General features: G+C 34.5%; 24 protein-coding genes. 18 read left to right on the plus strand and 6 right to left on the minus strand.

Annotation, left to right across the window (positions count from 1 at the left end):
- Position 1 precedes the first annotated feature (1 nt).
- From smc to rplS, 12 genes are all read left to right on the plus strand, one after another.
- A complete protein-coding gene (gene smc, locus JUD45_RS04900) occupies positions 2–3,553 on the plus strand; it encodes a chromosome segregation protein SMC (RefSeq protein ID WP_203619784.1) in 3,552 nt (1,183 codons plus the stop codon).
- 3 nt (positions 3,554–3,556) lie between these two features.
- On the plus strand, positions 3,557–4,777 hold the full coding sequence (ftsY, locus tag JUD45_RS04905) for a signal recognition particle-docking protein FtsY (protein WP_203619785.1): 1,221 nt from the start codon (positions 3,557–3,559) through the stop codon (positions 4,775–4,777).
- Between the two features lie 25 nt (positions 4,778–4,802).
- Positions 4,803–5,144, plus strand: coding sequence for a putative DNA-binding protein (locus tag JUD45_RS04910; protein ID WP_034531089.1), 342 nt, complete (start codon positions 4,803–4,805; stop codon positions 5,142–5,144).
- A gap of 14 nt (positions 5,145–5,158) precedes the next feature.
- A complete protein-coding gene (gene ffh, locus JUD45_RS04915) occupies positions 5,159–6,637 on the plus strand; it encodes a signal recognition particle protein (RefSeq protein ID WP_057197831.1) in 1,479 nt (492 codons plus the stop codon).
- Positions 6,638–6,691: 54 nt separating this feature from the next.
- On the plus strand, positions 6,692–7,792 hold the full coding sequence (locus JUD45_RS04920) for an ATP-binding protein (RefSeq protein ID WP_203619786.1): 1,101 nt from the start codon (positions 6,692–6,694) through the stop codon (positions 7,790–7,792).
- A gap of 5 nt (positions 7,793–7,797) precedes the next feature.
- Positions 7,798–9,027: a VWA-like domain-containing protein gene (locus JUD45_RS04925; RefSeq protein ID WP_203619787.1), complete on the plus strand. Its 1,230-nt coding sequence runs from the start codon at positions 7,798–7,800 to the stop codon at positions 9,025–9,027.
- Between the two features lie 4 nt (positions 9,028–9,031).
- Positions 9,032–9,319 (plus strand): hypothetical protein, encoded by a 288-nt coding sequence (locus tag JUD45_RS04930; RefSeq protein WP_203619788.1) that lies wholly within the window; start codon positions 9,032–9,034, stop codon positions 9,317–9,319.
- A gap of 92 nt (positions 9,320–9,411) precedes the next feature.
- Positions 9,412–9,687 (plus strand): 30S ribosomal protein S16, encoded by a 276-nt coding sequence (gene rpsP / locus JUD45_RS04935; RefSeq protein ID WP_034531094.1) that lies wholly within the window; start codon positions 9,412–9,414, stop codon positions 9,685–9,687.
- A 13-nt stretch (positions 9,688–9,700) separates the two neighbouring features.
- Positions 9,701–9,958, plus strand: a complete 258-nt coding sequence (locus tag JUD45_RS04940; protein ID WP_034531095.1) for a KH domain-containing protein — start codon at positions 9,701–9,703, stop codon at positions 9,956–9,958.
- 55 nt (positions 9,959–10,013) lie between these two features.
- Positions 10,014–10,538 (plus strand): ribosome maturation factor RimM, encoded by a 525-nt coding sequence (gene rimM, locus JUD45_RS04945; protein ID WP_034533544.1) that lies wholly within the window; start codon positions 10,014–10,016, stop codon positions 10,536–10,538.
- Complete coding sequence (gene trmD, locus JUD45_RS04950; protein WP_187155391.1) at positions 10,528–11,274, plus strand: tRNA (guanosine(37)-N1)-methyltransferase TrmD; 747 nt, start codon at positions 10,528–10,530, stop codon at positions 11,272–11,274. The genes rimM and trmD overlap by 11 nt, the downstream gene beginning before the upstream one ends.
- A gap of 126 nt (positions 11,275–11,400) precedes the next feature.
- Positions 11,401–11,757: a 50S ribosomal protein L19 gene (rplS, locus tag JUD45_RS04955; RefSeq protein WP_034531098.1), complete on the plus strand. Its 357-nt coding sequence runs from the start codon at positions 11,401–11,403 to the stop codon at positions 11,755–11,757.
- A gap of 89 nt (positions 11,758–11,846) precedes the next feature.
- Here the strand turns inward: rplS and JUD45_RS04960 are convergent, their stop codons facing one another.
- Positions 11,847–13,277 carry a C69 family dipeptidase gene (locus JUD45_RS04960; RefSeq protein ID WP_203619789.1) on the minus strand — a complete coding sequence of 477 codons (1,431 nt, stop codon included), beginning with the start codon at positions 13,275–13,277 and terminating at the stop codon, positions 11,847–11,849.
- A 117-nt stretch (positions 13,278–13,394) separates the two neighbouring features.
- Here JUD45_RS04960 and thmT point away from each other — a divergent pair, with 117 nt between their 5' ends.
- Positions 13,395–13,583, plus strand: coding sequence for a 2-hydroxymuconate tautomerase (thmT, locus tag JUD45_RS04965; protein ID WP_034531102.1), 189 nt, complete (start codon positions 13,395–13,397; stop codon positions 13,581–13,583).
- 16 nt (positions 13,584–13,599) lie between these two features.
- Positions 13,600–15,105, plus strand: coding sequence for a glycerol kinase GlpK (glpK, locus tag JUD45_RS04970; protein ID WP_203619790.1), 1,506 nt, complete (start codon positions 13,600–13,602; stop codon positions 15,103–15,105).
- Positions 15,106–15,142: 37 nt separating this feature from the next.
- On the opposite strand, the gene JUD45_RS04975 is transcribed toward glpK, so the two are convergent.
- Complete coding sequence (locus JUD45_RS04975) at positions 15,143–15,949, minus strand: Cof-type HAD-IIB family hydrolase (protein WP_187155394.1); 807 nt, start codon at positions 15,947–15,949, stop codon at positions 15,143–15,145.
- Positions 15,950–16,035: 86 nt separating this feature from the next.
- Here JUD45_RS04975 and JUD45_RS04980 point away from each other — a divergent pair, with 86 nt between their 5' ends.
- Positions 16,036–17,379, plus strand: a complete 1,344-nt coding sequence (locus JUD45_RS04980) for an RsmF rRNA methyltransferase first C-terminal domain-containing protein (RefSeq protein WP_203619791.1) — start codon at positions 16,036–16,038, stop codon at positions 17,377–17,379.
- Between the two features lie 142 nt (positions 17,380–17,521).
- Here JUD45_RS04980 and fni read toward each other — a convergent pair whose 3' ends face one another.
- The 4 genes from fni to mvk are packed head-to-tail and all read right to left on the minus strand — an operon-like array spanning position 17,522 to position 21,564.
- Complete coding sequence (gene fni / locus JUD45_RS04985) at positions 17,522–18,559, minus strand: type 2 isopentenyl-diphosphate Delta-isomerase (RefSeq protein WP_203619792.1); 1,038 nt, start codon at positions 18,557–18,559, stop codon at positions 17,522–17,524.
- Positions 18,560–18,563: 4 nt separating this feature from the next.
- Positions 18,564–19,628 carry a phosphomevalonate kinase gene (locus JUD45_RS04990; protein WP_138726869.1) on the minus strand — a complete coding sequence of 355 codons (1,065 nt, stop codon included), beginning with the start codon at positions 19,626–19,628 and terminating at the stop codon, positions 18,564–18,566.
- Positions 19,629–19,648: 20 nt separating this feature from the next.
- Positions 19,649–20,617: a diphosphomevalonate decarboxylase gene (gene mvaD / locus JUD45_RS04995; protein WP_203619793.1), complete on the minus strand. Its 969-nt coding sequence runs from the start codon at positions 20,615–20,617 to the stop codon at positions 19,649–19,651.
- A 17-nt stretch (positions 20,618–20,634) separates the two neighbouring features.
- The gene (gene mvk, locus JUD45_RS05000) at positions 20,635–21,564 is read right to left on the minus strand and encodes a mevalonate kinase (RefSeq protein ID WP_225434691.1); all 930 of its coding nucleotides are present in this window, start codon (positions 21,562–21,564) and stop codon (positions 20,635–20,637) included.
- 159 nt (positions 21,565–21,723) lie between these two features.
- Between mvk and JUD45_RS05005 the strand changes: the two genes are divergently transcribed.
- The 3 genes from JUD45_RS05005 to JUD45_RS05015 are packed head-to-tail and all read left to right on the plus strand — an operon-like array spanning position 21,724 to position 25,701.
- The gene (locus tag JUD45_RS05005; RefSeq protein ID WP_203619794.1) at positions 21,724–24,432 is read left to right on the plus strand and encodes an exonuclease domain-containing protein; all 2,709 of its coding nucleotides are present in this window, start codon (positions 21,724–21,726) and stop codon (positions 24,430–24,432) included.
- A 12-nt stretch (positions 24,433–24,444) separates the two neighbouring features.
- Positions 24,445–24,948 carry a cell wall elongation regulator TseB-like domain-containing protein gene (locus JUD45_RS05010; protein ID WP_138726865.1) on the plus strand — a complete coding sequence of 168 codons (504 nt, stop codon included), beginning with the start codon at positions 24,445–24,447 and terminating at the stop codon, positions 24,946–24,948.
- Between the two features lie 18 nt (positions 24,949–24,966).
- Positions 24,967–25,701, plus strand: coding sequence for a DnaD domain-containing protein (locus tag JUD45_RS05015; RefSeq protein WP_203619795.1), 735 nt, complete (start codon positions 24,967–24,969; stop codon positions 25,699–25,701).
- Positions 25,702–25,813 lie beyond the last annotated feature (112 nt).

The following is a 25,813-nucleotide window of genomic DNA, read 5'->3' on the forward strand; positions in this document are numbered from 1 at the left end:
TTTGAAGTTAAAATCATTAGAGATTGCTGGATTTAAATCCTTTGCAAACAAAACAACCATTAACTTTACAGATGGTTTAACTGCGATTGTTGGTCCTAATGGTAGCGGTAAAAGTAATGTTATCGAAGCTATCAGATGGGTACTTGGGGAACAATCCTCTAAGACTTTACGTGGTTCAAAAATGTCCGACGTTATTTTTTCTGGTTCCAGTACTCATAAACCGGTCAATCGTGCCGAAGTTAAGTTAACCTTGGACAACACCGACCAATACATTAATAGTTCATATTCAGAAATTATCATTACAAGACGTTTGTATCGTAGCGGTGAAAGCCAATACTTAATTAATAATTCTGAATGTCGATTGAAGGATATTAATAACTTATTTATGGACACAGGGATGGGAATTGGTTCATTTTCAATCATTTCTCAAGGTAGTGTTGAAGATATCTTTAACAGTAAGCCTGAAGATCGTCGTTCTATTATTGAAACAGCAGCCGGTGTTTACAAGTACAAACAACAAAAACACGATGCCAACTTAAAACTTCAACAAACCCATGAAAATCTTGATAGAGTTGAAGATATTATTTTCGAGCTTAAAGATCGAAATGATCAATTAAAAGAGCAAAGTGAAACAGCAATTAAGTATTTAGATTTGAAAAAGGAATTGAAAAAATACGATGTTTCAAGAATTGCGCTTGAACTAAATCAAGTTGGGGCTGATTGGAATAATACCAAGGCGATTATTGCTGAAGAAAAGCAAAATGCCGAGGATATTAACAAACACTTAAATGAGCTTACCGGTCAAAAGAAGTCATTGAACGAACAACTTGAAGAGCTTCTAACCCAGAAGGAAGAACAACAAGACAATCTTTTGAACTACTCTAAGAAGATTGAACAGTTATCCGGTCAACAAAATCTTTCTAAGCAAGAAGTTGAATTTAAAAAGACTAGTTTGAAGGAACATAAGGCCAACCTAGAAAAGCTAAATTCACAAGTTACTGATTTACAAGCAAAAGAAAAGGAAATCAACTCTGAAATCGACAATTTAAATCAAGAAATTGATAAGCATAAACAATATCTTGAAGAAATCGATGAAGATAAGATTGACAAAATGATTGCTGATAAAAAAGCAGAGTATGAGGATGTTCGTGGTGAATATCTAGCAATTATGCAAAAGATTGCTAATGTTAACAATGAATCTACTTATCTAGAAAAGACCCAAAAACAAGCTGATGTTCAAAATGATTCCAATCGTCAAAAGATTTCTGGAGTAAACGATGAAATCAATCAATTGGAACAATCAGTTGAAGAGTTAAATCAAGCCTACAACAAGAAGAACGAAGAAGTTCAAAAGGTGCAAAGCGATTTTAACGACTATCAAGCTCAGGTGAACGGTCTAAAGAAACAAGTAGATGATCAACAAGCCGTTTGGTACAAGCAATTAGAAGATACGCAAAATTTAAAAATTAAATACAATAGTTTGAATAATTTGCAAAACGACCACAGTAACTTCTATCGTGGTGCCCAAAGTGTATTAAACAATAAAGACAACCTTAATGGCGTATTGGGTTCAGTATCGGACTTTATCAAAGTACCTGCCGAATATACCACAGCAATTGAAACTGCCTTAGGTAATCAATTACAACAAATTGTGGTCACTAACAATGCTTCTGCTAGACAAGCGGTTAAGTTCTTAAATGATAATCGTTTAGGAAGAGCAACCTTCCTACCCGTTAATGAAATTTCACAACGCAGCGTTAACAATAATGTTTTAAGTACTTGTCAAAATAGTGATGGATTTATTGGCGTAGCCAATGAATTGATTCAAATTAATGACAAACTTAAATCAGTTACTAGTCATTTGTTAGGGAATGTTTTAATCGTTAAAGATTTACATACTGCTACCGATATTAGTAACAAAATTAGACATTCTAACCGAATTGTGACTCTAAGTGGTGAAATTGTTAATGCTGGTGGTTCAATCACCGGTGGTTCTAACAAACGTCAATATGATGGTGTTTTGACCCAAAAGAATAAGTTAGAAGAGTTAGAAAAGCAATTTAAGGAAAGCCAAGAGGTTGCCAAACAAACTGAGGCTAAGTTGGTTGAATTACAGGATCAACTAAAAGAGTTAAATGCTAAATCAGACTCTTTCTATGACAATAAGCGTCAATACGATGGTCAACTTGACTCAATCAATAACAAATTGACCTTTGCTAAGGAATCCCTAGTTAGAAAGCAACGTGAACTAAAGGCAATCAGAATGTCTAATGGTGGATTGTTTGACGATGATATTGATGAAAAACAACGTCAAAACAAGAAACTAAAAGAACAATTGAATATTGATTTGGTCAATAATCAAACTAAATCAAAAGATATTCAAGAAAAGATTGAAACTTTGGAATCAATGAAGGATAATAACTCTTCAAAGGTACAGTCAACTCGTGAAAAGTTGATTGTATTGAAGGAAAAACTATCCAATTTCCGTGATCAAAAGGCAAACCTAATTGAAGACTTTGATCGATTAGATGCTGACATTGATGACGAAAAAGACAACATTGATGAGTTAAACGAAGCAATTAGTAATAATATGATTTCAGTAAACCAAGATGACGAAATTAAGTTAGTTAACCAACAAATCCAATCAATCCAAAGTAATCTACAAGAATGCAAAGAATCCATTGATAAACACCAAGCTGAAATCAAGAAAGTCGAAGACCAAATTGATAAGCAAACAATGGACTCTGTTAACCAACAAAATTATCTAAATAAACAAACTAATAAGTTTGATCAATTGGAAAAGCAACTTGCTAGTCTAAAGCAACAACTAATTGGTAAGTATGAGGTTAACCTAAATGAAATTGATGACATCGTCGTTGACGATACCATCGATAATATTAAGGCTCATATCGACGACTTACGTCGTTCAATCGACCATCTAGGAGTTGTCAATGTATCCGCAATTGATGAGTACAAGGAAGTATCGAAACGATATGAATTCCTAGTACAACAATCAGATGATTTGAAGAATTCTAGTCAACAACTAACTGATACTATGAACAAGATTGATGTTACTGTTGAAAAGAAATTCAAGGATACTTTCGATGCAATCGCTACTCAATTCTCAAAAGTTTATAACGAAATTTTTGGTGGTGGAAAAGCGAAGTTATTACTTACAGATCCAAATGATTTGTTAACTACTGGAATTGAAATTATGGCACAACCACCTGGTAAGAAGTACCGTCATATGTCGCTATTATCAGGGGGAGAAAAAGCATTAACAGCCATTGCATTACTTTTCGCCGTGTTAAAAGTTAAGCCGGTACCGTTTAGTATCTTGGATGAAGCTGAATCCGCATTGGATGCAGAAAACGTCGATAGATATGCTCGATACATGACCAAACTAGACGATGGAACTCAATTCATCGTTATCACGCATAGAAAAGAAACAATGGTTTATGCCGATACACTGTATGGAGTTACCATGCAAAATTCCGGAGTTTCTAAAGTGGTTACAGCTAACCTAAACAAATTTAATGCCGCGGAGGAATAAGCTATGGGATTATTTGATATTTTTAAAAAGCGTAATAACGAAGAAGAAAACAACAATAGTAAAGTTGAAGAAGTAAAAAACGATGAAACTGATGCTGCTGTTGATGATGAACAAAAAACAGATGATAAGGTAGAACAAGATAGTGAACAAGAAACTGTAACTAGTGAAGAAGAACAACAACCATCTGACCAAGAAGATGTAAAAGAATCAGACGTTAATGACAAAGCTGACGAAGAAAAAGTTGAAGAACAAACTGATGATGAACAATCCGCTGCTGAAAAGCCAGTTGAGGATGATCAAACTAAGTTTACTGAAGGACTAGAAAAATCAAGAAGTACCTTTGGTGAACGACTAAACCGTTTGTTTGCTAACTTCAGAAGTGTTGATGAGGAATTCTTCGAAGACCTAGAAGATACTCTAATTGAATCAGACGTTGGTTTTGATATGGCCGTTAACTTAACAGACCAATTAAGGGATGAAGTTAAGTTGCAAAATGCCAAGAGTAAAGACGATGTGCAAAACGTTATCATTCAAAAGATGATTGATATCTACGATCAAAATGGTAATGATGAAAACACCGAAATTCATTTTGCTGACCAAGGACCAACTGTTATTTTATTTGTTGGGGTTAATGGTGTTGGTAAGACTACTACCATCGGTAAGATGGCTAATATGTACAAGCAACAAGGCAAGAAAGTATTATTAGCTGCCGCAGATACATTTAGAGCCGGTGCTATTCAACAATTAGACGAATGGGCAAAACGTGATGGTGTTGACATCGTCAAGAAGCCTGAACAAAGTGACCCATCTGCAGTTGTTTATGAAGCAGTTCATAAGGCTAAGGATGAAAACTATGATATTTTATTTGTAGATACTGCTGGTAGACTTCAAAACAAGGTTAACTTGATGAACGAACTTGCTAAGATGAAGAAGGTCTTAACTAGAGAAATTCCAGACGCTCCTCATGAAGTTTTATTAGTTCTAGATTCAACTACAGGTCAAAACGCCTTAAACCAAGCTAAGCTATTCAAGGAAACTACTAATGTTTCTGGTATCGTATTAACTAAGCTAGACGGTACTGCCAAGGGTGGAATTGTTTTAGCAATTAGAAATGAACTTCACGTTCCAGTTAAGTACGTTGGTTTAGGTGAAAAGGTAGAAGATTTAAGAGAATTTAACGCAAATGATTTTGTATATGGATTATTTAAGGGTCTAATTAAATAGTCTCAACTGAAAGGACTTGATTTAATTGGAAATGGAAAAAAATTATCGAATTAATTCTTTATTCGAATTTTATCGTCCATTATTAACAAATAAACAAGATAGTTATATTCAACTTTATTATGCTGATGATTACTCATTGGGAGAAATTTCTGAAGAGTTTAATGTCAGTAGACAGGCTGTGTATGATAACATAAGAAGAACAGAAGTAATTCTGGAAAAATATGAAGAACAACTTCACTTGTATGCAGATTTTGTGAAACGAAATGATCAAACTGATGCAATTAGAAATTACGTTAAGGATAACTATCCAAATGACGATAAACTAAATCAATTAGTTGATGATTTAGAAATAACTGAAGAAAAATGAAAGTGGTGAAATAAATGGCATTTGAAGGATTAACAGAACGTCTTCAAAAAGCAATGCGTAATTTACGTGGTAAAGGTAAAGTTTCTGAAGCTGACTTAAGAGAAACAATGCGTGAAATTAGACTTGCTTTACTTGAAGCCGATGTTAACTTCACAGTTGTAAGAAATTTTGTTAAGCGTGTCCAAGAACGTTCTCGTGGAGCGGAAGTATTGGAAGGATTGAATCCAGCTCAACAAATCGTAAAGATTGTTAATGAAGAATTAACAAAGACAATGGGTGAAGAAGCAGTCCCATTGAACAAATCTGAAAAGATTCCAACTGTTATTATGATGGCTGGTTTACAAGGGGCAGGTAAAACTACCACTGTTGGTAAATTAGCTTTAAAACTTAAAAAAGAAGAAAATGCTCGTCCATTACTAATAGCAGCTGACGTTTACCGTCCAGCTGCCATCGACCAATTGGAAACAGTTGGTAAACAAATTGATGTTCCTGTTTTCCAACAAGGAACTGACGTTGATCCAGTTGAAATTGTTAGAAATGGGATGGCTAAGGCCAAAGAAGACCATAATGACTACGTATTAATCGATACTGCTGGTCGTCTTCAAATCGATGAGGCCTTAATGGATGAATTAAAGAACATTAAGGAATTGACTCATCCCGACGAAATTCTATTGGTTGTTGATGCAATGACCGGTCAAAATGCCGTTAATACCGCAGAAGGTTTTAACGATGCGCTAGATATTACCGGTGTTGTTTTAACTAAGTTAGATGGTGACACTCGTGGCGGAGCTGCCCTTTCAATTCGTGAAGTAACCCAAAAACCAATTAAGTTTGTGGGACAAGGTGAAAAGATGGAAGCGCTTGATGTCTTCCATCCAGACCGTATGGCTTCTCGTATTCTTGGAATGGGTGACATTCTATCATTAATCGAAAAGACTCAAAATGATTATGATGAAAAACAAGCCAAAGAATTAGCCGAAAAGATGCAAAATAACACTTTTGGATTTGAAGACTTCCTAGACCAACTAGAACAAATTCAAAAGATGGGTCCTTTGGATGAAATCATGAAGATGATTCCAGGGATGGCTAATAATCCTGCCTTGAAGAACGTTAATATGGATCCTAAGGATTTAGAACACATTAAGGCAATTATCTATTCTATGACCTATGAAGAACGTAATAACCCTGATTTATTAAATCCATCAAGAAGACGTCGTATCTCACGTGGATGTGGACGTCCAATTCAAGAAGTTAACCGTATGATTAAGCAATTTAATCAAATGAAGGACATGATGAATAAGATGTCTAACGGTAACATGTCTGGTATGGAACAAATGATGGGTAATATGGGCATGGACGGAATGCCTTCAATGCCAGGAATGGGTGGCGGCCTAGGTGGCAAGATCTCACAAATGGCAATGAAACGCATGAGCAGAAAAATTAGCAAGAAAATGAATAAAAACAAACGCAAACGTAACAAGAAGCGTAAATAATGGAAAAAGGCATAATTACCCTGGGTAGTTGTGTCTTTTTTAGGAGGGATTTGAATGGCATTAGGTTTTAACAAAACAATGCAAGCAGTAGACTTAATTGAAAAAAGTGGCGCAGTTGCAAATATTGTTGGTCTTGCTGGAATTGGTAAGTCGGCATTAGTAAATCGATTAGCCGAACAAAATCACGCCAAATTATTTACCACAGTCGTCAGTCTATCTGAGAAAGGCGACTTGTCGATTCCGGTGCCACCTCTAACAGACAAGTCATTTATTGAGACTGATGAGTATGGAACACTGGCCGATGTTAAATTCGGTTACTCACATACCATTATTGAAATTATCAAATATGCTGAAGCCAATCCGGATACACCAATCTATTGGTTCCTAGATGAATTTAACCGTGGAACCTCTGATGTGCAAAGTGAGCTAATGAATTTAGTGTTACAACGCCGCATTAATTCGGTGGTATTACCAAAACAGGTTCACATTATCATTGCTGAAAATCCAGATGATATGAATGCTAATTATGATGTTTATGCTAGTGATGATGCCATTACTGACAGAACGGTGCGCGTGAACATGCAAACAGATGTAAATGATTGGCTAAAGTGGGCAAAAGATAACCAAGTCAACCAACAAGTCATTAATTTTATTAGCGACAATTCAGAGTTTTTAGACCATGGAAACGATGAGATTAAACCAACGCCTAGATCTTGGCACCGTGTTTCAAATATCGTCAATCAATACAACGATGATTATGATGAAGATATTTTAAGAGAGGCTATCTCAGGAAATGTAGGTCCATCCATTGCAGAATCTTTTATTAAATTCATGAATCTATCTGGCAATGACAAGATTGATTTAAATGGTGATTTACAAGATGTCATTGATAAAGTAGCATCTAAAGATGAGATTACTAAGCAATCATTGGTAAGTGAATATGTAAAATCTGTATCAACATTAAGCGATGACGTTTGCCACCGTTTAACAACGTTTATCGATTTATTAAGTTCAGATGGTCAATACGCGATTGCTCGAACATTGATTAACGATAGTGGCTTAATTGACGACATCTACAACATGGCAGAAACAAGTTTATCTGCTAAAAATTTATATGATAAGTTAACCGAAATTAGTTTTAATGCATACAGGTGATTAATATGACACTCAATAGTGATGTTTACGATCTAATTCATAAGGATTCAAATCAAAATAATCCAACTGAAGTAGATGGAATTATTGCCAAAGGTATTTTATTCTTAATTCGTAATAAGAGCTTATATGGCGAAATTTTGCTCCATTTAAACAGAAATACAGATAACACGATTGATTCTTTTTTAGCATTGAAGTGGTCGAATAATCAATTGGAACTGGTATATAATCCCAGTCATTTAAAAGACGATGTGGCAGATGCTAATGATCTGATTGCGATTCTAGAGCATCTATCAATGCATATCGTGTGGTTGCATCCCCTCAGATACGTCAATCGCAGTCTATTGAACTATGTGGCTTCCGATGTGGCGGTTAACCAATACGTTTCTGATGTTTATTCCAAAGGATGGACTCTAGACAAGATTAACTACCAGTATAATCTTGATATGAAACCAAATCTGGATTCGAGTCAATACGCTAAGCAGCTTTATGATTTGTTTAGTCATGATAAACAAGACAGCGTTGGTAAATTAGATAACGATAACCTACGAATTGTCGATGATCATCGATACTTTGACGACGAGGGTAATATCAGTAATCAAGACTACGAACAAAGAAAAAAATCAATCGATAAGCTGTTAAGGGATGCTTATAGCCAATATCGTGGTGAGCTTTCAATGTCAGTTGATAAGCAGATCAAGTCCGTTGTTATGCCTAGAATCAATTTACAGCAAATTGTTAGAAGGATAACTGGAAATAAGAGTAATCGACCAACGAAGACCTATAATCGGTTTAATCGCAGACAGCCATATCGCATGGATATTGCTGGAAGAATCAGACATCAAAGCGAACATGTGAATGTTTTTATAGATAGTTCGGGTTCAATCAGCGATAATCAATATGCCAACATGGTTAGTGTTGTTGAATCAATTCAATCAATGCCAAATATCGAAGTTAATTGCTATACGTTTGATGCTGATGTTCATCCGATTAGCAATATTTTTTTATCCAATCAGCGATTATTACAGGGTGGTACTAAGTACCAAAGCATTGTTGACTATGTTAATGAGCATAAATTATCTAAGCAGGGATGTATAGTCTTCACTGATGGTAAGGGAGAAGAATATCTGAACCACCCAAACTTGCATATAGCTTGGGTATTATTGGATTACGAAAATAAGCTATCAGTACACAATCAAAAAGCTAACGTATTATATTTAGATCAAATTAGGATGTGATAAAATGTTAAAACCGGATATATTAAAAATGGCGATTAATAATAGCATTAATGTTAAAAGAGCAAAGGCATTGCTATCTAATTCTTGGGATGAGATTTATGAAGACTCACCATTTGTGGCAAAGATGTCAGTTAATGACGTTAATTTAGCTAAGGAGTTAGTTAAAAATCAGATATTTGAGAATGTTAAAGTCGATTTTGATGATTATCAAAGCGTCCATAATTTTGTTATTTATAACGAAAAATACATGGATCAACTGGCAAAAAGTGCTCTTTTAGCTGATTTTCAATAAAAAAATCATGGTGTAAAGAAAAAAACCTTTACAAGCATCTAAATAACTGTTATATTTAATATCGTTAAAAGAAATACAGGAGGTGTTTATTAATGTCTGTTAAAATTCGTTTGAAGAGAATGGGTTCAAAGAAGCGTCCTTTCTACCGTGTTGTAGTTGCTGATTCACGTAGCCCTCGTGATGGTCGTTTCATCCAAACTGTTGGTACTTACAACCCATTAACTCAACCAAGTACTGTTAAACTAGAAGAAGAAGATATCTTCGAATGGTTAAACAAGGGTGCACAACCTTCAGATACTGTACGTAACTTACTATCTGATGCTGGTATCATGAAGAAATATCATGAAGCTAAATACTCTAAGAAATAAGTGATATCGAGTTATGACTAATTTTGATGAGCTGATTAAAAAAATCGTAAAACCACTGGTGGAATACCCAGAGGATGTTGCTATCGATCATAGTGAATCGGATCGTTTCTATGAATATCATCTTGTTACCAATCCTGCCGATGTTGGTAGAATTATTGGTAAAAAGGGCCATGTAGCGCAAACAATTCGTACGATTGTTTACAGTGCTCGTGTTTCTGGTGATAAGCGCGTAAGACTGATTATTGATGATAGTAAGAATAAAAACTCTTAAATGAAACCTTGGTGTTTTGTTTAAGAGTTTTTTAACATAAAAGGGGAAATGAATAATGAACTTTTATAATATTGGAAAGATTGTAAATACTCAGGGACTTCGTGGTGAAGTTCGTGTAATGTCTATTACCGATTTCCCTGAAAAACGTTTTAAAGTTGGTAATGAAGTTTATGCGTTCTTAAATGATACTAAGAGCGAAAAGTTAGTCATCGATGGTGTTAGAACTCATAAAAACTTCATCTTGCTACACTTTAAAGACAAGCCAACTATCAATGATGTTGAATACTTAAAACCTTCAGAATTAAAGATTGCTGAAGATCAACTTGATAGTGATGACTTACAACCTGGCGAATACTACTATCACCAAATCATTGGTTTAGATGTTTTAGATACTGATGGACAAAAGATTGGTTCCGTTAAGGAAATTCTTTCACCAGGTGCCAATGATGTTTGGGTTGTCTCACGTGATAACAAGTCCGATTTATTATTACCTAAGATTGATTCTGTCATCTTAGATGTTAATTTAGACGATGAAGTAATTACTGTGGATGTTCCTAGGGGGCTCGACGATGAAGATTGATATCTTAAGCTTGTTCCCAGATATGTTTGATGGCCCTTTGGGTGATTCAATTCTTGGAAAAGCAAAGGATAAAGGACTATTAGATATTAATATTACTAACTTTAGAGACTTTTCTACTAATAAGCACGGTAACGTTGATGACTACCCATTTGGTGGTGGTGCTGGAATGTTACTACAAGCTCAACCAATTTTTGATGCACTAGCACATACCCAAGAAGAAGCTGAAAAGGAAGGCATTTCTAATGGACGTGTAATTCTGTTGGATCCAGCAGGAAAGAAGTTTGATCAAAAAGAGGCTGAAAAATTATCTAAGGAAGACCATTTAACATTCATTTGTGGTCACTACGAAGGTTATGATGAAAGAATAAAGACACTAGTAACCGATGAGTATTCATTGGGTGATTTCGTGTTAACTGGTGGAGAATTACCTGCAATGGTGATGATTGATGCAACCGCTCGATTATTATCTGATGTTTTGGGTAACGATGAATCTGCACCAGGGGATTCTTTCTCAAGTGGATTACTAGAATATCCTCAATACACCAGACCTGCTGATTTTAGAGGAATGACTGTTCCAGATGTCTTAACTAGTGGTAATCACCAAAAAATTGAAGAATGGCGTGAAAAAGAGGCGCTAAGAAAGACTTATCTTAGACGCCCAGATTTAATTGATTACGGTCAATTAACTGATTTACAAAAGAAACTATTAGCAGAAGTAAAAATAGAAGAAGAATAAAATAATCTTTACAAGTAATTGTGGTTATGTTAGTATTCTAATTGACTATTTTTATAGTTAAATAAAAACGGTATTCCGCTGTTGCAACAAGTAAAGACAAGAATGCTAGTTGGAGGATGTTATATTATGCGTCAAAACGAATTAATCTCAAAGATTAACGCGGAACAACTAAAGAGTGATGTTCCAGAATTTAGAGCCGGAGATACTGTTAAGGTATCTGTTAAGGTTGTTGAAGGTAGCAACGAACGTATCCAAGTATTCGAAGGTGTTGTTATCAAACGCCACGGTACAGGTATCCAAGCTACTTACACTGTTCGTAAGATTACTTCAGGTGTAGGTGTTGAACGTATCTTCCCACTACACTCACCACGTGTTGCTAAGTTAGAAGTAACTCGTCGTGGTGCCGTACGTCGTGCTAAGCTATACTACTTACGCGAACGTCATGGTAAGGCTGCTCGTATTAAAGAAGCACGTCGTCGTTAAGATAAAATTTATATCTAAAATGAAGGGTAACGCTTATGCGTTGCTCTTTTTTTATACAAAAAAAGATGGCCATTAAGCCATCTTTTAAGTTATAGGTTTTCATCTGTATTGTAGTTTAGTTTTGAAAAATCAGTTGATTTTGATATTAATTCGTATGATAGATGTCTGTAACTATCCATTGCATATTCAGCACATTCATTACTGATCTTTGTGACAAAATCGGAAACTTCTTGAGGTGCTAAATCGTTTGCTTTGATATCAGCTTCATTAATCTTTTGTTGGAAGTAGATATTAAGCTTTTCTTGGACATCACCAACGACATCAACGAAGGTATTGTAATGTGGGTCTAATAGGACGCCAGTTAGTTTGAAAATCCAGTATGCAGACTTTGGTTCATATGTTAACTTACCAATCTTATATTCAAGTGGGGTATCCTTGATGCCGGCAAAGAATGGGACAAAAACGCTTTGTGCTGCAACACCCATTGATAACCAGTGAATACCACCAACTTCAATTGGTAGGTTAGGACGAATTTGTAAGACATGTGATTCTTGTGCTTTTGCTAAACTAATTGGACGATATCTGGTTTTATCTTCATGACTACCTTTACCGACCGGGTCAAATTGTGTACCTTGGTAGTGTGATGCTAAGAAGTCTTTAGCATCTTGAACTGAGATTAAACGACTTGGTTTTCTTACGAATGGTAAGTCATATGATTCTGGATCTTGTTTAATTTCTGGATTAAACATGCGTTGACCATACCAAACACGTGGATTGTTGTAGTATAAGTCAGCTTCGTTTCTAGTTCCAAAGATTTCTCTGAAGTTAAAACTACCATTATTTGAATTATTTAAGTGGTTTTTTCTAACAAATTCAATGATGTTATCTGACCACATAAAGTTTTCAGGGTCATCGAAATCGATGTTTTGAATTGCTAGTCGATTTGAAACAACGGCATAACAATCATCTGGGATTCGCATTGCTACCCAATGATGACCTGAACCAATTTCAAAGTACCAAACTTCATCTTGATCTGAGAATAAGATACCGTTACTTTCACTAGCACCGAATTTTGAAACAATTTCACCCAGACGTTTAACACCTTCACGAGCAGTTTTAACATATGGTAGAACGACAGTTACCATGGAAGCTTCACTAATTCCAGATTCAACTAGTGGATCAAATCCTAATACATAACTATTTGAGTAAGCACTTTCGGTTGCACTCATAGCTACTCCATATTCGTTGATGCCTTCTTCTTCAAATAATCCTTCTTTATTAGTCCATTCCGGAGTAGCAGTGTGTTTACCCCTAACAGTAGGTAACTCCATTCTAAAGGCGTTTTCTTGCGCTATAAACACTGGCTTTTCTTTATACTCCTTATGAGGATGAACAACAAAATGCTTTGGCCAGGTTGATTTGCAATCTTCGTTACGGCCAATCATGGTAGAACCATCAACTGATGCTTTCTTACCGACTAAAATACTAGTACATGCATCGTATTCTGGAAACTTTGGCATGTTAAACACTCCCTCGTTAGATTCATTTCTATAATTGTACATTAAACTTTTAAAAAATTGAAATATATAAGTATCTAAAGTATAATCAAAATAAAATTACAGGTTAGGAGAATGATTATGCCATTAGTACATATTGATTTAATCGAAGGAAGAAACGAAGAACAATTGAAAGGACTAGTTGCTGACGTTACCAGCGCAATCGTAAAGAACACTGGTGCACCAGCTGAACACGTTCACATCGTTTTAAACGAAATGAAGAAGAGTAACTACAGCGTTGCAGGTAAACTAAAGAGCGACGAAAAATAATAACTGAGGAAATAACATGCAAAACGAACAGTATATAATGTCAATTGATGAGGGAACTACCAGTGTTCGTGCTATGATATTTAACCATAGTGGAGAAGTGGTAAGTAAGTCTCAAAAGGAAATTACGCAATTTTTCCCTCAATCAGGATGGGTTGAACATGATGCCAATGAAATATGGGACGCTGTGCAGACCGTTATATCAGAAGCGTTAATTCACTCCAAGATACCGCCTTATAAGGTTCGTGGAATTGGGATTACCAATCAAAGAGAAACTACAGTAATGTGGGATAGAATTACCGGTGAACCAGTTCATAATGCAATTGTATGGCAGTCCAAACAAACCAGTGATATTGCAAATGATTTGAAGGATGCTGGTTATACTGAAATGATTCATCAAAAGACAGGTTTAGTAATTGATTCATACTTCTCAGCTACCAAGATTAAGTGGTTGTTGGATAATGTTGAAGGGATCAGAGAAAAGGCTGAAAATGGTGACATTTTGTTTGGAACTATTGATACCTGGATCCTATGGAAATTAACTGGTGGTCATGTTCATGCAACCGACTATTCTAATGCAAGTAGAACGATGTTGTATAACATTCACACGCTAAGTTGGGATGATGAAATCCTAGATGCTTTAGATATTCCTAAACAGATATTACCAAGTGTTAAATCTTCATCTGAAATATATGGTTATACTACTGGATATGCTTTTTACGGTGTCCAAATTCCCGTTTCTGGGATTGCAGGCGACCAACAAGCTGCATTATTTGGTCAGTTAGGATTAGAAGCAGGTAGCATTAAAAATACCTATGGTACAGGTTCTTTTATTGTGATGAATACTGGTAATAAGCCAGTATTGTCTGATCGTGGTCTTTTGACAACCATCGCATATGGAATTGATGGCCAGGTTAACTACGCACTAGAAGGCAGTGTTTTCGTTGCGGGTTCCGCCATTCAATGGTTACGAGATGGCCTAAGAATGATTAATGATGCTAAAGAAACACAAGAACTAGCTTTTCAATCAGCAAATGACCATGATGTTTACGTTGTTCCCGCATTTACTGGTCTAGGAGCCCCATATTGGGACCAAGACAGTCGAGGAGCAATTTTTGGACTAACTAGAGCAACTTCAAAAGAAGATTTTGTAAAAGCGACTTTAGACTCTTTAGCATATCAAACCAAAGACGTGGTTAATACAATGGTTGATGATACTCAATTAGATCTGAAACATCTAAAGGTTGACGGAGGGGCTGCACAAAATAATTATTTGATGCAATTCCAATCAGATATTTTGAATACACCAATTGAAAGATCATATATATCAGAGACTACTGCACTGGGTGCTGCTTACCTAGCAGGATTAGCGGTTGGTTTTTGGCGCGACATTGATGAAATTAAACAAATCAAACCAAAACAAGACGAATTCTATCCTAAGATGGATGAAGAAAAACGTAATCGTTATTATGAAGATTGGCAATTAGCAGTAAAGAGTACTCAAATGTTTCATCCAAATAAATAATCAAAAGAAAAAAGACTTGAGTTAATCTCAAGTCTTTTTATAGTTCAAAGTATTCGTCTAGGTAACGAGCTAAACCGTCATTGTCATTATCGTATTTGGTAACGTCATCGGCTAGTTGTTTAATCTTAGGTTGACCATTCTTCATAGCCACACCTAATCCAGCATATTTCAACATTGTTTCATCATTAAATTCATCACCGAAAGCAATGATATTAGATTGGTCAATATTGTAATAGTCAGATAGCACTTCTAGACCAGTTTCTTTACTAACGTCCTTAGATGCCAATTCAACGATTGAATCTGGACCTCCCCATGGTGAAATTTGTAGTGTGTCACCATAGTTACGATCTACATAGTTAATGAATTTATCCATCTTATTGTGTTGAATTTGTAGGGTTAGACAAATTGGGTTTTCGTTTAAGTTCTCTTTAGTAATGAGTTCAGAAGGTTGAAGACTAGTTGGGAAGAAACCAACTTCATCGTTTGCTTCACGATTAGCTAAGAATAGTTCCTTACCTTCAACGGCCATTAGGTTAATACCCAATTCTTTATCTTGTTGTAAGACATCAAAGACGATATCACGATTGATATTGTATTCGTATGCCTTATTCCATTCAGTTAATGGGTTGTATCCTAGGCTACCATTAAAACTAATTAACGGGTTGTCCAAACCAATTTGGTTATAGATGTCTGTAATCAAACGTGGTGGACGACCTGATACAATATTGACAACATGACCTAAATCAATTACTTTATTTAAAGTGTTAATAGTTTTTTGTGAAACCTTTGATTCGCTATTTAATGTAGTTCCATCAAGGTCAATTGCGATAAGTTTCTTATCCATGTAGTTGTTTCACCTCTTTTAAAAAAATATAATAGTAATATGTTAACTAATTAAAAAATGTAAGTCAATGCCAAAGGAGTAATCTCGTGCAATTACCAAACGATTTTAAAACTAAATATCAAAAATTACTGGGGGATGATGCGGAATCATTCTTTGCCAGTTTAGAAAAAGATACCAATCCAGGATTTAGAATTAATCCATTAAAGGAACATATGCCGGATGAACCAGATAATGAATCAATCGAATACTGTCAATATGGCTACTATGGTGATGTTAATGGTAAGAGTGTTGAACATCAAAGTGGTGCGATTTACTCACAAGAACCTAGTGCGATGTATGTAGGTGAAGTGGCGGATATCAAACCAGGCGATTACGTATTAGATTTATGTGCTGCTCCCGGTGGAAAGACAACCCATGTTGCTAGTTATATGGATAATCAGGGCTTACTAGTGACAAATGAAATCGATCATAAGCGTGCTAAGGTCCTAGTAGAAAACGTCGAAAGATTTGGGATTAGAAACGCACTGATTCTAAATGAAAATCCAAACAACCTAGCCAAACATTTCCCACGTTTCTTCGATAAGATTCTAATCGATGCACCATGTTCTGGTGAAGGGATGTTTAGAAAGAATAACGATGCGATTCAATATTGGAATTCGGACTATCCAAAGCAATGTGCTGCTCGTCAAAAAGAAATCATTGAACAAGCTGTTAAGATGTTAAAACCAGGTGGTAAGATTATCTATTCAACATGTACATTTGCACCAGAAGAGGATGAACAAATTGTTGAATGGATGAAGAATACTTATGACTTCTCCATCGATCCAATTAAGAAATACGATGGGATGCTTAGTGGTAAACCACAATGGGCAGATGGTAATGAAGAATTAGCTAATACGGTTAGACTATTTCCTAATCACTTTAAGGGTGAAGGTCACTTTGTTTCCAAACTATCTAGTAACGATGAAGGCAATGCTAAGAAGATTAAACATCGTCTTCAAAGTAATCTATCAATTGATGATAAGAAACTATGGAACGAATTCAAAAAGGCTAATCTAAAAAACTTTGATCCAAAACACTTAATTTTATTCGGAGATCAATTATACACCTTTGATAATACTCTTCCTGACTTAAAAGGATTAAAGGTGATGCGCCCAGGACTACATCTAGGAACAATTAAGAAGAAGCGTTTTGAACCAAGTTATGCATTAGCATTAGCTGTGCATAGTGATGAGGTCGTTAATCGTCTAGATATATCAGAAGATGATTGGAAACAATATGTCCATGGGGATGTTATCAACTGCGATAAGGATATTAAGAAGGGATGGTACCAATTAATCTGTAATAACCAACCTGTTGGTTTTGGTAAGGTTGTAAATGGTACGATTAAAAACTTCTTCCCTAAGGGATTGAGATTTAACGTAGATTAATAAAAGATAGTATTAAAATACCAATAAGGCTTCTACTAAAAGGTAGAGGTCTTTTTTTAATGAAAATAGTTAGTTAAAAGTATAAAGTTACTTTAACCTATCGAATTAAAAGAAAAAAGCAAGCAAAAACCGCTTGCTTAAATTAGTAGGGAAGTCCTCGTTGGGAAACATAAGATAGAAGATCCGAACTCAATATTAATTTCTTTCTTTGTAACTCAGATAAGTTCTTGGCACCAAGCATTGTCATTATTGATTTCATTCCATAAATAAAGTCATTAACGAATTCAATGGTTTCTTCTTCGCCGTTCTTAATTAGTGAATATAGAATAGGGGCTGCAATTCCAACGGAATTAGCGCCAAGTGCGATTGCCTTAACAGCATCAAGTGGTGTTCTGATACCGCCGGAAGCAATGATGTTAGTTTTATCTTTAAATGGTTGGGCTTCTAGAAGGGATTCAACGGTTGTTTGTCCCCAATCTTCTAGATAATCCATTTCTTGTTTCTTTCTACGGTAGTTTTCAATCTTACTGAAACTAGTACCGCCTTTACCGCTGATATTAATATTTTTAACACCTGCATCAACTAGTCGTTGAATGGTTTCTTTAGACATACCAAAACCAACTTCTTTAACGATGACAGGGCAGGAGAGTTCTTCTTGAATGGATTTAATGTTTTCAATCCAGTTAAATTCACGATCACCTTCAGGCATAATCAATTCTTGTGGAGTATTAATATGAATTTCAATCGCATCAGAATTCATCATTTTTACCGCTGCCTTAGCTCTTGAAACATCAGATGAAGCACCTAAATTGGAAAATACAATTCCATTTGGATTGGTTTCTCTAACAATCTCAAAAGAAGAAGCAACTGAATCGTCTTTTAAAGCTACACTTTGAGAACCGGTGGCCATAGCAATCCCAGTAATCTTTGCAATCCTAGCTAACTTTTGATTTAGCTTCTTTGTATATTCACTTCCACCGGTCATGGCTTCAATATAGATAGGAAAGTCCATTCTGATATTTTCGATAGTTGTTGATGTATCGATATCATCCAAACTGATTTCTGGAATCCCTTGATGGACAAATCTTAGTTGATCGAAACCAGCATGACTGGTTTTATCGTAGAACTTAATAGCTAATGAAACGTGTTCATCTTTTCGATGAGATTGGATACTGACCATTTGATTATGCCTCCTGTTCTGAGTAGATATTTAGGTGAAGTGGGATAATTCCGTTTTCAGTCCATTTTGATTCGATATCTTTAATGGGTGATTGTTTTTCAACAATGGCAATTCCACAATCTCCACCTCCGGCACCGGAAGATTTTCCTGAACCGTTATATTCTTCAGCAATTTCACATAGTCGTTTTAGTTTGCTTGTTTCTATGTCGATACCAGTGAAACTGGCCAATTCGATGATGATATTTCTGTTTTCTTTAATTTGATTTTTAATAACATCTATATCTTTATTTTTAAAACCATTAATCATCTTATTGATGCAACTTTTGCTCTTAACTAAGAACTGCTTGTATCTATCAACGTTTGATGATGATTCAACGCTCTTAAGTAAATTGGAAGTTGAAGCTGGAGTGCCTGTCCAACCAATTAGCAATTCTAGGTCAGAAGGTGGGGTAAGTTGTTCAATCATTAAATGAGGCCAGTTTTGTTCCATTACATCTTTTAGATTGGTTTGATTTGCTAGCCATTTTTTATCGAATGAACTATAAGCAATCCATCCGCCAAAACTACTAGCAGCGACATCACCCAATGAACCGTTACCTTGAATGCTTAAATGAGCAATGGCAGCTAGTTTGAATATTTGTAGTTTACTCAAGTTTAAGCCATATAGTTCGTTTAATGCCTTGATTGTCGCTACTGTGACGGCGGCTGATGAACCTAAACCATATTTCTTACCGTCTTGACTGTTTAAATTACTATCAATATCAATGTTATATAGTTTATGTTTTATGTTTAATTCGGAAACATATTTTTCAAATGTTTTCATTGCTGAAATTACGTAGTTGAAAGAACTGTTATTGTTTATAGGTTTGATTTGATTATTATCGTAAATCCATTCAATTTTGTCGTTTTCATACTGTTTTGAATGAATAACACCAACTTTATTTTCGGATTCGCTAATATTGGCTGTAATATATTGATCAATTGCCACAATGATAGCTGGATATCCGTTTTCAACCACAGCATATTCACCAGCAATATATAGCTTTCCGGGTGCTTTTACAGAAATCATTTTAAATTAGTCCTTTCAATTTATAGATACTTTATTCCTTCACCAGGTCCAGATACTTTAATTTGGTTACTAGAAAATTTGTCTGATAATTTATTAGTAATTTCACTGATTTTGTCATTTTGACAAATGATTTTAACATTTGGACCTGCATCCATTGTGTAATAGCATTCAACACCGTTTTCTCTGAGTTCCTTAACCATGTTAATTACTTCAAGGCTATCGGCATTTATGTATAAGTATGATGGATTGGAACTTAATGTTAGAGAGTGCATTCTCATAGCATTTAATTCAGCTGTTTTGCCTAAAGTGGTAAAGTCATTTTCCTTAATGGCATCTTTGATTGTTTGAAAATCAGCAGTAGTTTGTTGAATCCAACTTTGGTAGTAGGGAGAAGTTTCAATAGAAATTTTCATGCCTTTTCTACTACTAATTTTTTTAGGTTGATTATCAAGGATAATTGCTATCATATTAATGTCCATTTTTACTGGATCTTCAATACTGTAACCATATGATGATTCATCGTCAGTTCCTTTATTCCAAGCTGCAAATCCACCGAATATTGAACGTGTTGCTGAACCCGAACCACGTCTTGCTAAACGTGATAAATCCTTTTCACTTAGATTAAGACCAGCAGCTTTACTACCAGCAGCAGCTAAAGCTGCATATGCAGAAGCAGAAGATGCAAGTCCAGCAGAAGTAGGAACATGATTAGTTGATTCGATTCGTGCAAATGTATTGATGTTTGTTTTTTTACGGATGATATCCATAAATTTGGTGATTTTATCATCTGTAACACTATTACCATTTAAAGTAATCTCATCGGAATTAAGAGATTCAGCAAATTGAACACTTGTGTCTGTGTAAAATTCATCAAGTGTTAGCGATAGGCTACTGTTGGCAGGGATAATTAGTTGTTCGTTTTCTTTTCCCCAGTATTTTACTAAAGCAATATTTGTGTGTGCTCTTGCAGTAATTTTTTCACCTAGCATTTATATATCCTCCGAATTTATTCAAATGGTTGAATCCATGTATCAAGTGCACCGGCTTTTAATAGGGCATTCTCGATACTTTGAGCTTCATTAATATTTCTAGCTAATGCGATGATACAACCACCAAGGCCACTACCTGTAAGTTTAGTACCAAGAGAACCATTTCGATTAGCTATTTCAACCAATTCGTCGATTTTATCATTACTTACTTTTAATTTTTTTAGTTCCTTTTGATTTTCAGTCATTAGCTTACCAAGTTCAATTGGATTGTTATTTTCAATATCAAACTTTGCACGGGTGACTAAATCACCTATATGTTTTATAGACTTCATAGTATCTTCTTTATTGTTATTTAATTGCTGCTTAACATAGTTAATCGCGATATCAGTTCTTCCCTTGATTCCGGAATCGGCAATTACTAAAACAGCGTTTAAATTAAAATTAATTTCGTTTAAAGTTTCATTACGAATAAACCATACGGGATTGTCTGATCCAGCAGTAGCAGTATCTAATCCAGAAGGATTTCCATGTGTGATTGTTTCTTCGACATTACTTAAATCAAGTAATAATTCTTTATCAATATTAACGTTAAAGTAGTGGAATAATGCTTTGACAATCGCAACTGATGTGGCTGCTGAAGAACCCATTCCACGTTCTGAAGGAATCGAACTATCAATAATCATTTCAAATGAAGCATCTTCTTTATGAAGTTTTGAAAGAGTGCTATCAATTAAATTTTTGATTCCTAATAGGTCATTTGGAACGTTATTTAGATTACCAATAAAATATTTACTGTTAATGTAAATACCATTTTCTTTTTCTATTATTCTAACGTTTAAGTCTATTTTGGGGACGGGAAGTGCAATCGCTGGTTGACCGTATACTACACCATGTTCACCCATAAGTATTATTTTGGCATGACTATGCCCAATCGCTTGATTTGTCAATATTATCGCTCACTTTCTCTTAATATTAATATTATCATAAAATCATCATAATAAAAATAACTTAAATATTTATATTTGTGTCCTGAAATAATAGATAAACACGGTAAAAATGTAGTATTATTAACGTAAGTATTTTTTGAAAGATTGGTGAACGAAATCATGAGTAATACCATTTTTTCAGTGGTGGATATTGAAACTACTGGTAGTAGTCAATCCAACTATACTAATCGAATAATCCAATTTAGTTGTACTTTTGTACAAAATAATAAAATAATTGGATCGTTTAATTCATTTATTAATCCTGAAATTAGTATTCCAACTGAAATCACAAAATTAACTGGAATATCGAACCAAACTGTCGTTAATGCTCCAACGTTTTCTGAGGTAGCGGATAAAATTTATCAACTACTAGATAAAACAGTATTCGTTGCTCACAACGTCAATTTTGATTTCCCTTTTTTAAATTTTGAGTTAAAAAGGGTGAATCATAAAGAGTTAACAAATAAAGCAATTGATACGGTTACTTTAAGTCAACTATTATTACCAACTGAACCAAGTTATAAACTCACAGATTTAAGTAAAAACCTAAATATAGTTCATGATCATCCGCATTCATCAAGCAGTGATGCTTTAGCAACAGCTAAAATCTTAATTATATTACTACATCAATTGGATAATTTGCCAAAGAAGACACTTAAACAGATTTTAGACATTAATCCATCCCTTCCAATGGATACTTTAATCATGTTTAAACGTGCTTACCATTTAAAACATAAAGATGACAATCCTAAGATTATGAACATTAAGAATCTTAAGGTTAGAAAAATTAAATATCATAATGATAGTGACTTTGTAGAGTTGAAATACCCTAACAATAAACGTAAGAAATCAAAGATGTTTAAAGGGGTTACTCAGTTTAATAATACCGAAAATAAACTGATGAATTCGATTTATGGAAACTATCATTCAGCATCCGAAAGTAACAATCTATTGATTGAAGAAAATAGGGAGTTTAACTATGATTTTAGTTATTTATTCCCACTTAGTTATCTACTTAAAAAAGATCAAAAAATTGTTATTGCCGGAGATGAAGATTTTAATTCAGAATCAGAATTGATTACTCAAGTTAAGAACATTAATAAAATCACTTCTGACCGTCTTAGATGTCTAATCGTGAGACCTGTAACAGATTATATTGACTTGGATAAGTTTTCAGATAGTTTAAATGTCGTTAGTAACTCCAAGAATACCGAATTTCTAAAGTGTAAGATTTTGGTATGGTTAACATTTACCAAGACTGGTGATATTAACGAATTAAAACTAGATAAAGATAATAATCAAAACTATTTCTTAAACGTTGTAAGTGATGAACAAAATCGAGGATACTACATTAAGAAGTTAGCGCACGATTATCAAAGTGCTAACGTCATCCTGGTATCTCATGACTATTTACTACAAAACGTCCAAAGTTTACATCAAAACGACCCATATTTAGTTATCAAAGATTCTAGAAGGTTAAGTGATAATGCGCTTGATAACTATCGAATACAATTCAAGCTAAGTGAAAACAAGATTATCTGCAATCACATTACTAACTTGATGTATCAAACACATAACCGAAATGTATTTGATATCTTTAGTAAGGCTAAAAAACAAGCAGGAATGGCTAAGAAGATTGAAAACTTATTAGCTAAGAACACTGATCAATTCGAAACTATTAAGGATGATTTCCTTAATGCTTTTTATTCCAAGAGTAAACTCAATCGAACTGTTGACAGATATATTGTTAAACCAGACGTTGAAAGATTCAAGACATTTGTTTTAAACAAGAAATCATTATTTAATTCAATCTCTAGAAACCAACAAACAATTTTAGATATTGTAGATGACATGAAGAGATCAATTAATCATTTCAACGGTCACGATAAAGCCATCTTATATGCTTTCTTTGATAAGTTAGAAGAATACTGTGCGTTTATCGAAAATAACCTAGTTCGTTTGTTTAGGCTAAATAAGCTTGGCAAACAACTAGTTTTCGCTTTTAGTATTAATGAAGATAAAGATGTTGAAAATGGCTTATTGTATGGTGGATTAGTCAGAAATGAAAATATTCTAACGAATGAATTATACAAATACTTCAAAGGTATTATCTTTTTAGATAGCGCCATCTATTCTTCAAAACGTTCTCAATACTTCTACGATAAATTGGAATTAAAACGCCAAAATACTCGAATGATTAAGTTCGAAGATGAAAATGATTTAAACGGACAGGTTAATTTAATCCTAGATGAAGCCTTACAGATTCCGATGCCACTTGAAAAAGTGATGAAGTACAATAAGGGAAATTCATTTATTCTTACTCGATCAAAACAACGAGTTAAGGAAATCGCTAAATCCTTGTATGAATCCGATGTGAACGAACACAACGTTATTTTAAGTCAGGATTTCAGCGGAAACGATGATAAGATTGTTAAAAAAATTGTGGTGGATTCACAAAACATAATCGTTGGAAATAATGATTTATTAAAATCATTACGCAACAAAAATAAACCAATCAATACGCTAGTGATTGATTCAATGGCTATCGATTCTTTTGATGATATCTACTTACAAGCGCAATATGATTTAATCAACAATGAGCATGGTAATCCTAACGATGGATTGTCAATCCCATTGAGCATCCTAAATATCAAAGATGCGATTAAAGATGTGATAGAATTATCTGGTTCAAAGGGATTAATTTATCTACGCGATAAAGAAGTAATTGAAGGACCATATGGTAGTAATCTAATCGACTTAATTCCAAGTCATATCAAGCCTCAGTTACTTGATAAAAGAAAGATTATCGAAAAACTAAAAAAGGTGTAAGGGAGTCAGAAGATGAATGTTTCGTTTTTAAAGAAGATTAACTATTTTAGAATCATTAAGTGGTTAATCGGAATCATTATCGTTTTATTTTTAATAATCATGGGCTTGTTTCTATGGGCTAGACAACCACTTTCATCTGCTAAGCATCAAGCAACTACACTGGCAGAAAAGAAGGTTGGTATTAAATCAGTCGATCACTTTTACATGTCTGATTTAAATAGAACTTATTACACTATTGAAGGTCCTAATAAAGACAACCAAAAACAATACGTAATAATTGAAAAGAAGACTGGTAACATTAACGTTGCCAATGTCAAAGATGGAATTTCAGCAAGTGAGGCTAAAAGTGTCGCTAATCAAAAGCAAAAGATTGCTAAATTAATTAGTGTTGCTCCAACAATCTTTAACGAAAAACCTGCGTGGTCAGTTAGTTACTTTAATTCTAAAAATGAATTGAACTATGCTGTCATTGATTTTAAAACAGGTAAAGTACTAAGATTTATTGCTAACGTATAGATAAAGGGGTATGTTTTAATGGATAAATTTGCAAAGACGATACTTCAATCAGGTCAGACTACCATTTCTAATTATCTCTTAAAGAATTATCCTAAATTAGGAATGAATAGTGACCAACTGGTGATTTATCTTCAGATTAAAAGAAACATCGATATAGGTAATTATTTCCCTGATATCAACGACATTACAAACTCAACAGGTTTTTCAAGCGCAAAGGCTTACCAAGTCTTGCATGAATTAGTAGAGAAGAAGTTAATGAGAATTAAGACATTATCCAACGTAAAGGGACAGTCTTTTGATGTTTATGACTTCTCTCTAATGTACGAAAAACTATCAGAATTAGATCAAGATACTGCAGATGATGGAATTTCAAATGATGCTTTTGAAGGTAATACTGCTTCCAATGAAATTACGGAATCTGATCGTAAAAAGGTATTTAATTCTATTGAATCTGAGTTTGGTCGACCATTATCACCAATCGAAATTGAAACTATTAATCAATGGATTAACAATGATGAGTATGACCCACAAATGATTAAGTTGGCACTTAGAGAATCTGTTTTAAATCAGGTATACAGCTTGAAGTATATGGACAGAATTCTGGTCAACTGGGGAAAAGCCAATATCAAGACGCCAGCTGATGTTGAACGTAATCGCCGTAATCATGAACAAAAGTTCAGTAAGAACGCTAATTTTAGCGATAAGGGGTCACAAAACAAACCCGACATTCCTTTATTCAAAATTGATAAATAAGAATGCAAATAAAAAAGCACCTAGAATTTTTTTAGGGTGAACTGAACCCCTTGAGTTGGAGAAATCTAACCTAAGGGGTTCTTTTATGTTTTCTAAAGAATTAAAATTAGCT

This window comes from Apilactobacillus nanyangensis, from assembly GCF_016861915.1.
GTDB lineage: Bacteria > Bacillota > Bacilli > Lactobacillales > Lactobacillaceae > Apilactobacillus > Apilactobacillus nanyangensis.